This window comes from Pseudomonas frederiksbergensis (genome assembly GCF_003732665.1).
In the GTDB taxonomy this organism is placed as follows: Bacteria; Pseudomonadota; Gammaproteobacteria; order Pseudomonadales; family Pseudomonadaceae; genus Aquipseudomonas; species Aquipseudomonas frederiksbergensis_G.
The window spans coordinates 1-1,224 of sequence record NZ_MOBP01000034.1 but is presented as its reverse complement, the minus strand read 5'-3'; the positions used below and the strand labels follow the sequence as shown (position 1 = coordinate 1,224).

At 53.6% G+C, this 1,224-nt stretch carries 2 protein-coding genes; both read right to left on the bottom strand.

The features are described 5' to 3' along the window. Positions 1–39: 39 nt before the first annotated feature. A complete protein-coding gene (locus tag BK665_RS32975) occupies positions 40–834 on the bottom strand; it encodes an IS3 family transposase (protein WP_259699681.1) in 795 nt (264 codons plus the stop codon). A 35-nt stretch (positions 835–869) separates the two neighbouring features. Further along, positions 870–1,166 carry a transposase gene (locus BK665_RS32970; RefSeq protein WP_123410634.1) on the bottom strand — a complete coding sequence of 99 codons (297 nt, stop codon included), beginning with the start codon at positions 1,164–1,166 and terminating at the stop codon, positions 870–872. Between the last annotated feature and the right edge of the window lie 58 nt (positions 1,167–1,224).

Genomic DNA, 1,224 nt, shown 5'->3' with positions numbered 1-1,224 from the left:
TGTTGGGGTCCAGTTTTTTTGGACCACTCCGTAGGAGCTTTAGGCCGCCTGCTGCTCAAAGAGCGCAGGCGGCAGGTTATTCGATGCGGTGTGGCAGCGGCGATGGTTGTAGTGCGACACAAAGTCGATCACATCCTTTTCCGCCTCAAGGTGATTCTGATAGCCATTTTCTGGCATCCAGTCGTGCTTCAACGTTCTGAAATAACGCTCTACCACCGCGTTGTCCCAGCAGTTTCCGCGACGACTCACGCTGTGGACGATTCGGCATTGCGCCAGACACGCTGAAAATCGCTCTGCGGTGTACTGACAGCCCTGGTCTGAATGAAACAACAGCTCAGGCATTGGGTGGCGCAGTGCTACTGCCAATTTCAGTGCTTTGATCGACAGGTCCGTGTCGGCGGTTCTTGAACAAGCCCACCCCACAATCCGGCGTGAAAACAAATCCATCACTACGGCCAGATATAACCAGCTATCCCTCACTTTTATGTAAGTGATATCGCCGGCCCAGAGCGTGTCTGGCTGGACCGGATTAAAGCGACGATCAAGTATGTTCGGTGCCGTGATACCTGGTTTGGTGGCGCGACGATAGTGAGCGTAACGCGGCCGGCGCCTGGCTAAATCAAGGGTCTTTATCAAGGAGCGCATGCGGTGACGTCCGATAAAAATGCCTTCCGCTCTCAACTCCTTGGATAAGCCGCGGGCCCCTAAAGCTTCGCGATGCTCTGTATGCAGCGCGCGAATCTTCATCTCCAAGCCACTCTCTAAAACACGAGGCGGTTTGGGTTTACGTTTCGCGTAATAGCTACTGCGGGCCAAGCCTAAGACCAGACACATGCGTCTAATCGACACGGCCCCTCTAGCGCCGTCAATCACTTGGTTCGGCTGAACAGAACCTTCAGATGAGAGGGCAATTGCTTTTTTAATACTTGGTTCTCGGCTTCAACCAGCGCCAATTTTGCCTGTAGCGACTCGATCAGTTCCTGGTCCTGTGGCCGAGAGGGTTGTGAAATCCCCGCATGCTCCCGACGCCAGAGCAGAACCCATCGACGTAGAGCTGTAGGTCCAACTCCCGTTAGCTTGCAGGCTTCAGGTATGGAGCAATTCATCTCCACAACCAAGCGAATGGCTTCCGCTTTTGCCTCGGTATCAACGACCCGATATCCCATGATGCTTCCTTAGGTAGATGCTCCTACATCATGGTCCAAAAACATTGAGCCACAACAG

Excerpts from the sequence above, each read along its gene's own strand:
- BK665_RS32975 (WP_259699681.1), bottom strand. The coding sequence starts at position 834 with ATGTGTCTGGTCTTAGGCTTGGCCCGCAGTAGCTATTACGCGAAACGT.
- BK665_RS32970 (WP_123410634.1), bottom strand. The coding sequence starts at position 1,166 with ATGGGATATCGGGTCGTTGATACCGAGGCAAAAGCGGAAGCCATTCGC.